This window comes from Acinetobacter sp. I-MWF (assembly GCF_025433935.1).
GTDB classification, from domain to species: Bacteria; Pseudomonadota; Gammaproteobacteria; order Pseudomonadales; family Moraxellaceae; genus Acinetobacter; species Acinetobacter guillouiae.
The window spans coordinates 56,355-64,419 of record NZ_JAMBAR010000001.1 but is presented as its reverse complement, the minus strand read 5'-3'; the positions used below and the strand labels follow the sequence as shown (position 1 = coordinate 64,419).

Below are 8,065 nucleotides of genomic sequence, written 5' to 3'. Positions count from 1 at the left end.
TCTTCAGGTGCATGCATTGCATTAAATGCACCTGTACCGCGTTTATAGGTTAAATTGCCTGTTAAAGTCGCATTGGCTAGATATTCTGTATGATCCAAACTGGCTTTCCAGCCACCGGTTTTTCGACGTTGTACTTCAATTTCTACATCATTGATGAAGTTTTGTGATTCCCGATACCATCCTCCCACAGTGGCTGTGGTTTTTCGTTTGGCATCACGGTAAAGTACCCGAGATAAATCGGCCCCAATCAGTTTGCTTTTGCCGCTATAGCTATAACTTTCACTGGCACCTGCAACCGTTTGGTTATAATCAGACTGGCTATAACTGGTGCTAAGTAACCAATATTTGAGTGGAATGCTATAACTTAAATAATAACCGTCCGTTCCGCGTTTACCTTGATCTCCCCCACCCAAATCATGGTTATAACTGCCATAAAACAAGTCATTTGCAGTAAACAGATGGTCTAAAGATAAGGTTGCTGTGCCTTGATATTTCCCAGTTGAATCTGAGCCTGCATCATCAACACCTAAATGAATCCGGTAGGGTTTTGATTGTTGCCATGCCAACTCTAAATCACTATAGCCAGGTTGGTTACGCTGTTCTGAGGGTTTGATTTTAAAGTCAGCCTCAACAGTCGGCACGCGTTTAAAGTTTTCTAAGCCTTGTTCAATATCCCGAATATTTAAAATATCCCCAGACTGAACAGGCAAGGCGTTAAATTTGTGAGCACGCTTAGACGTCCCTTGAACAAATTGAATTTGATCTACTTTCCCAGCAATTACTTGAAGCTTAATTTCACCTGAAGCAATGTTCTGTTGAGGTAACAGCATGCGGGTGGTGACATAACCATGACTAATAATACTGTTTTGAATTAGATCTAAGGCTTGGTTTAAGCCTTGTACCCCAATACAACGGTCAATGAGATTATGTTGACCTTGCGTGACGGGCAGCATCGCAAAAGTAAATTGACGGGCATCATCCCCAATCAATACAAACTTTTTAATTTCAAAACAAACGTCTTCACTGTTTGATTTTAGATATTGTAGTTGTGGTTGAGTTTGAAGTTGTTTTTCTAATCCCGTTTGCACTACAGCTTCGGGCTGTAATTGCTTTTGTAATGCTTCATCACGTTGTTGTTGGCGTTGCACATTATCTGCAGTTAAACTTGGATTGGTGGGTGGTTCTGCTGCTTGAGTTGTTGCTGCTAAAATCGTAAAAAAAATACTCAAAGAAAGCTGATTAAATTTAAAATTATTCATGTCAATAGTGATTGTGATGAGCTTCACATTTAATTATGTTTAAATTATTACACTTTGTAAATAGTTCAAAATTTATAAGTTTTTAATATTTTGATTAATCAATATAAATATATACAAAATAATTATTTAGATATAAAAAAATGCCTATGTATGGGGATACATAGGCATATAAAAATATGCACATACATCGGAGAAAGATGCGCACATTAACCTGATTGATTTAACATTAAAACAAGAATAAATGACTTTCATCACAATTTCAATATTTATTTTGAATGAAACAAAAAAAGGTTTCGATCCACATTTCGTGACTGGTTTACTGATATGATCAATTATCCTCGTGAAGCTGATCAACATATCCTTTCCATAAATTACCTAATGATAAGGACGAAGCTGCTTATTTGTGTGGCGCTTGGCTTGAAGAACGTAAAAGTCTGATGACTGATTGAGCTTAATTTTGTGATAAATAGAATCAATACTTCTCACCTTGAGGCCAAAAGTATTTATTCTTTTAAAAGATGTACTTTATAAAAGATAATTTACAGATGCTCTATATCAAATGGCAAAATATTTATTATAAGTTCGCTATCCAAAATATTCCAAGCTTAACAGTATTGGTGTTTCTGCAAATATCAGTTAAAAAATATTATATTTAAATTTAAAACCAATTTAAATATTAAAAAAAGATTATTTAAATTAAATAGAAATTCATAAAAAATCAGGATTTAATTGTATATCAATTACTCATTATAGCCACTTTAACAAATTACCCTTCCCAATTAAATCAATTCTATACCATCACGTAAAAGTTCTATATCATGACCAATATATTGCATTGTTGTTCTGATTGATTGATGTCCTAGTATTTTTTGAGCCATGTAAATATTATTACTATTCTTTAAAATAGTCGTCGCCACCGTATGTCTAAAACGATGTGGACTTACTTTAAAATCCATCTGATATGATAAATTTCTAAAAATAGCATCAATCTGGTAAACAGACATTTTCCTTGTCTTGCTTTCGTGACATCTAAAGCAATTTATATTAAAAAGCTGATCAAAATCAGTTGAGTTAATTTCTTTGTGCTGCATAATTAAATCAAGCAAATAAGGCTTTAATTTTGACGATATCGGAATTAGATGACTCACATGATTTTTATTATGAAGACCATCAATATAAATAACATCCTCATCTAAATTAATATCTTGAACTCTTAATTTTAAAAGTTGTTTTTTCCTCATACCTGTATATTGAAAAGTTTTCACCAATGCAACAAAAAACCAAATCGGTTTAATAAATTTAAGTTTTCTTCTTTGATGGCAATCAATTAAAAAATAATCAATTTTCTGCATTTGAAAACTATTTAAATGTTTTATCGATTTATTATCATATTTAATCTGGACTTTACTAAATGGATTATCTGCACGTGTTAATATTTTTTGTTTGATTCCAAAATTCATTAATGCATGTAGATGTCTAGCATAAGTATTCCAACTTACAGGCCTTATCTGAGTTAAAATAATCTTCCTCCACTTTAAAACATCATCAACACTAAGATTTTCCGGAGTAATGTCTGAATTAAAATCAGTAAAATAATGTATAATCTTTTTGTAGATGATTCGACTATCCCCCCTTAAAACATTGTACTCAAAAAATTTCTCTAAAAGATAAAAAAAGTTGACATCCATCACATTCCCCCAATCATCAACATATTAAAATTTACTAATTTAACTAAATTAAGGCTTAATGGGAATAATTAATATTTTTTAATTCATCCATTATTCAATGACCTTGTTGCAAAAACTTATCTCTTAAGGCTTATCAAGTAATTTAATTTTTTGATGTATAAGCCAGTACCTGAATTCATCTTACTACCAATTGATCCTCTTAAAACCAAGCTTTAATCAATAGTGGAAATATCACCATCTACTTTTATTCCACTACGCAGTGGTACGCACAATCAACAAGCAAATAAGAGTAAAAAAATCCTACTTAGTTACAGCTAATTTGTCCTGTTTAATGATGAAAGTCTTCCTTTTCTTAACTTTAAGAACAACTATAAGACTTGTTCAAAGTCTCATTCGTCTTTGGCTTTGGCGATTAGATTTGGGACAGTATCAGATTATTCCACCATGTGTATAATATAAAAGCATATGGATCAGAAAGAATGGCAAACCATGGAGATCGAATGTAATGTACTACTTGATTTAGAAAAGAATTTATGCAGGATGATATGGACAAAGTGGTAGACTACTACCCATGAAGATTAGTAGGAACTAAGATACATTGCGTCAAATTACTAAAAGATAAACTAAATGAAAGAATCTTTGAAAACCAAGTCAATAATTGATGCGCAAGTAGCAAGATTGAATAAATTTAACAAACTATGCAGAATTCTTACCCAAGTTTCACCTTAACTTTTAGGTACTTGGGTAAGTGTTATCTTTTAATTTTTTATGCAACAAAGTCATTATAGATTAAGATAAAGAACCAATCCATTAATATATTTTAAAATTTTCATAGATATCACTATAATGGATCTCTAAAAATTCTACTAAATCGAACTTTACCAAAACCTCCCTCCAAGTCTTTTTAAAAACTCCAGTGAGATAGTCTTCATCGTATATAATGTGTCTTAAATTAACTATATCCCTTTTAAATCCCTTGATTTTTAATAAATAGTTACTAATCGCTTCAAATGTTATGACTTGATCATTTGGTGTCCTTTTTAAAAATGTTAAAACCTTAAGGTTTGGTAAAACCACCCAGCAATCATCATATAGTTTCCTTAGCTCCTTTTCCTGATTCGCATATTTCACAACATACTCATCTTTTTCATGCCAATCATTATCATTTAAGATTATAATTACTTTTACTTTACATAACCAAAATAATGAATCAGCTATAATTTTAGGATTAAGTGAAAGTTCATTAGATTTTATTGTCAATACTTTTTCAGGATCATTTAAATTAATAGCCATAAAAGTTAAAATTTTAATTACACCTATTTTAAGTTTTAAGTTTAGCCCTCCAATAACAAGTTTAAAATTATGGCTTTTCAACCACCACAAACAAATTGATGTTGATTTAGGCATTGAAATTTCCCCTCAAAATTAAAAGTAAAAAAAACGACAGCAGATTAAAATTTAAAAATAATCTGCCATTTAAACTTTATTTATTTAAAATTAATTCAAAGCTTCCCCTACAACCTCAATCATTACTCGTCTGTTTGGTTGTAAACATGCCTTTAACAATGATTTGCTTTTAATTTGGTTACAACCAGTAAGAGCAGGTTCACTAGCCCCTTTACTCCCTATATAAATTAATCTCCCAGGAATCCCATTATTTACCAAATAATACTTAATTGAATCAGCCCTTTTCAACCCCAAATAATAATTATATTTACTAGAACCCAAATAATCAGCATGTCCGATTAGATTAATTCTTTCAACTTCACTATAATTGTTTTTAATATTTCTGATTAATTTTCTAAGTTCATTTTCTCCTTTATTTAAAAGTTTAACACTATTAAATCTAAATAATAAATCTGCATCTAAACTAAATACTTCTTTTTGAACATCTAAAGATTCCTCAGCAGGAATATTGGCTTGTGTACAGTCATTACCTTTCCAATACAAGTTTTCAGCACGATAGTGCTTATCAAAATCTATGCGCAACTGGCAACGATTATATTGGTTAGAATTTGGCTCTAAAATATCTAAGACATAATTCCATGTCTTAACTGCAAAGAGACCTTCAGAAAATTGTGGATCCCCCAAAATATGCCGAATTTCATCTTTGGTTAATCCTTCATTTAAAAGGGCAACATCCTCATATTTATAACGCTTCATCTCCTTTAAATAGCTATCTTTCACTTCAGGAAAATGAATTTCTTGGGTATTTGATGTTTCAACTTCAGCATGACTCAATGAGATCACTAAAACACTGAATACACCAACCATAATTTTTCTGTTAAATGCTTTCATTTTTTCTCTCTAAATATTTTTTCGAAGAAAAAGGAAGATCCGAAGATCTTCCCTGTCTAGTGAATTAGTCAATTACACCACTGATACCAATACGAACACTTGCATCGCCTTGAGATGCTGCCGCGATACCACCTGTAATCGACCAACGTCCATTGTCTGCAGTTTTACGTAAGGTCACACCTACCGCATTCTCACCACCATGATATGCTGCACCTGCTGCATAGGTATATTTACCTGGAATATATGGTGCTGATTCAAGTGCCATTGCTGCTGCAATACCCGCATTGGCTTTTTTCTCAACATCATCAATTCGGTTATTGGTAATACGGAAAGCGTTGTCTAACTTGTTGCTGACATTGTCAATTTTACTATTCAATGTTTGATCCGCTTGGTTCAATGCATCGATTGCACCACCGACATTGTTATACTTAGAGTCACCTACATTATAAGTAGGTGCAGTGAAGCTACCCGTAATATTGTCATAGCCAGCACCACCGCCAAGATAATTGACAACTGCTTGGTTGGTTGTATTCAATTGGCTACCGTTGACTGCATCTTTTGATGTTGCATTCACTGCCCCATCTTTAACACCTGTCACAACACGATTACCATCTGTACCCGCCATACTCACACTGGTACCACCAGTATCTTTCGCGACTGTAACAGTTGCATCCTTACCTGCTTGTTGAACTAAGCCGACAGTACCATTGTTAATATCATTTTTAATGTTGCCAATATCAGTTGTGTTCTGATCTACTTGTTGCTGAACATTCCACAATTGACCGCCATTTACAGCATCTTTAGAACCTTGAGTCACTGCACCATCTTTTACATTGCTAATGGTTGTGCCATTAGCACCACCAAGTGTCATATTACCTTTTGATGCATCGTCATATTTAACGGCATTATTGGCAAGCTCATTGACATTGTTATTTACAGTGCCAATTGCGCTATCTAACTGCCCTTTATTGACTGCATCTGTAGCATTTACAGCATTTGCCACGTTGGTAATTGTTTTATTACCCGCGCTAATACCTGCCACTGTTACACTTGGCCCACCAGCAATGGTTAATCCAGTATTATTTAACACAACAGCATCATTACCAATTGTGATACCTGCATTATTGAGAACCGTATCACCTGCTTTTACAGAGTCAACGACTAAGTCTTTTGCTGTTGATACTTCATAATTTTCTGAACCATCTGCATTTGTACTGGATGTAACTACAACATTTTCTCCAGCTGTAACTGTGGTCTTCGCTTTAGTTGTTGAATCTTTAATGCTACTAATCGCACCATCAAGTGTATTCGAACCTGTACCACCAATATTGTTTGCTATGATTGCGCCAGTCGTTGGATCAATCGTAGTAGAACCACCAATCACGTTTTTCATGCTATCTGCAACACCGTGTAATTGACTACCGTTGATTGCATCTGTTGATGTTGAGTTAATAGCTCCTGCTTTAACATTAGTAATCGTAGTTCCACCTGCACCTGCAAGAGTTACACTGTCATAGTTTGCACTACCATCCGAATTTTTATCGTACTTTACAGCAAACTTATCAGCTTCACCCTGTGAGGCATTAAGAAGATTGATCGCTTTGTTAATACTTGTTTCTGTATTTCCATTCGCATCTTTTACAGTCAAAGATGTGTTATCTAAGCCAGCAACTGTGTTACCTGAACCATCCTTAACTGAAACACCATCTTTACCAATTACAGTTGAACCATTTGTACCATCAGTTCCATTGTTCACTGTAATACCAGTTAAGTTATTGAGATCTTTATTTAACTCAATCGCAACTTGACCTCCCACAACCTTCGTAGTGATGTTGCTATCAGAACCAACTACGTCTATTGCTTCACCTAACTTTTTGTTAATCGTATTACCATCTGCTGCTTTTACGCCAAAACCTGAATTAGTAAGACTTGCGCTCAAGCTATCCAACTGACCTTTATTCACTGCATCTGTCGCTGCTGTCGCATCCGCTACATTTTCAACTTTGTTGCCATTCGCATCTAAACCATTGGCTGTCACTTTGCCTGCAAATACTGGTGCATCCGCCAATTGAATATCTAGCGTATCGCCTGTAATTACTGTCTTTCGTACTTCACTGCAAACTTATCAGTCTCACCTTGCGATGCATTGAGAGTATTGATCGCTTTGTTGATGCTAGTTTCTGTGTTGCCACTACCATCTTTAACTGTCAATGCTGTGTTATCTACACCTGCAATCGTATTGCCTAAACCATCTTTAACTGAGAGTCCATCTTTACCGATCACGGTAGAACCATTTGTACCATTGGTTCCATCGTTTACTGTAATGCCAGTTAAGTTGTTAAGGTTTTTATTTAACTCAATCGCAACTTGACCATTTGCAACCTTCGTAGTGATGTTGCTATCTGCACCAACAACCTCAACCGCTTCGCCTAGGTTCTTCTGTACTTTAGCGCCATCTGCTGCTTGTAATGCAAAGCCTTTACTCGTCGCTGCATTAGTTGCATCAACAACTGCATTGTTCAAATCACCAGCGTTAACACCTTTGCTCGCATTCGCCTCTTTAGTGTAGTCACCCGCACTCGCAACGTTGTTTAAGCTTGTACCACCTGTTGTAGTGATCTTGCCTGTCGTTGCATCTTTCGTACTACTTGAAGCACTGCCTGCTAATGTGATGTTGTTATAGTTTGCACTACCATCAGCATTCTTGTCGTACTTCACTGCAAACTTATCAGTCTCACCTTGCGATGCATTGAGAGTATTGATCGCTTTGTTGATGCTAGTTTCTGTGTTGCCACTACCATCTTTAACTGTCAATGCTGT

4 protein-coding genes and 2 pseudogenes are annotated in these 8,065 nt (G+C 34.7%); 1 reads left to right on the top strand and 5 read right to left on the bottom strand.

The window, feature by feature from the left end; genetic code table 11:
* Positions 1 to 1,259 (bottom strand): ShlB/FhaC/HecB family hemolysin secretion/activation protein (locus tag M2R48_RS00290; protein WP_262084753.1); only part of this gene is annotated, 1,259 nt, incomplete at its 3' end.
* 291 nt (positions 1,260 to 1,550) lie between these two features.
* Here M2R48_RS00290 and M2R48_RS00285 point away from each other — a divergent pair.
* Positions 1,551 to 1,708 (top strand): annotated as a pseudogene (locus M2R48_RS00285) (integrase); the annotation flags it as partial.
* A 330-nt stretch (positions 1,709 to 2,038) separates the two neighbouring features.
* On the opposite strand, the gene M2R48_RS00280 reads toward M2R48_RS00285, so the two are convergent.
* From M2R48_RS00280 to M2R48_RS00260, 4 genes and pseudogenes are all read right to left on the bottom strand, one after another.
* Positions 2,039 to 2,947, bottom strand: a complete 909-nt coding sequence (locus M2R48_RS00280; RefSeq protein ID WP_262084752.1) for a tyrosine-type recombinase/integrase — start codon at positions 2,945 to 2,947, stop codon at positions 2,039 to 2,041.
* Positions 2,948 to 3,757: 810 nt separating this feature from the next.
* The gene (locus M2R48_RS00270; protein WP_262084751.1) at positions 3,758 to 4,354 is read right to left on the bottom strand and encodes a hypothetical protein; all 597 of its coding nucleotides are present in this window, start codon (positions 4,352 to 4,354) and stop codon (positions 3,758 to 3,760) included.
* Between the two features lie 90 nt (positions 4,355 to 4,444).
* Positions 4,445 to 5,245: an OmpA family protein gene (locus M2R48_RS00265; protein WP_262084750.1), complete on the bottom strand. Its 801-nt coding sequence runs from the start codon at positions 5,243 to 5,245 to the stop codon at positions 4,445 to 4,447.
* 64 nt (positions 5,246 to 5,309) lie between these two features.
* Positions 5,310 to 8,065 (bottom strand): annotated as a pseudogene (locus tag M2R48_RS00260) (YadA-like family protein); the annotation flags it as partial.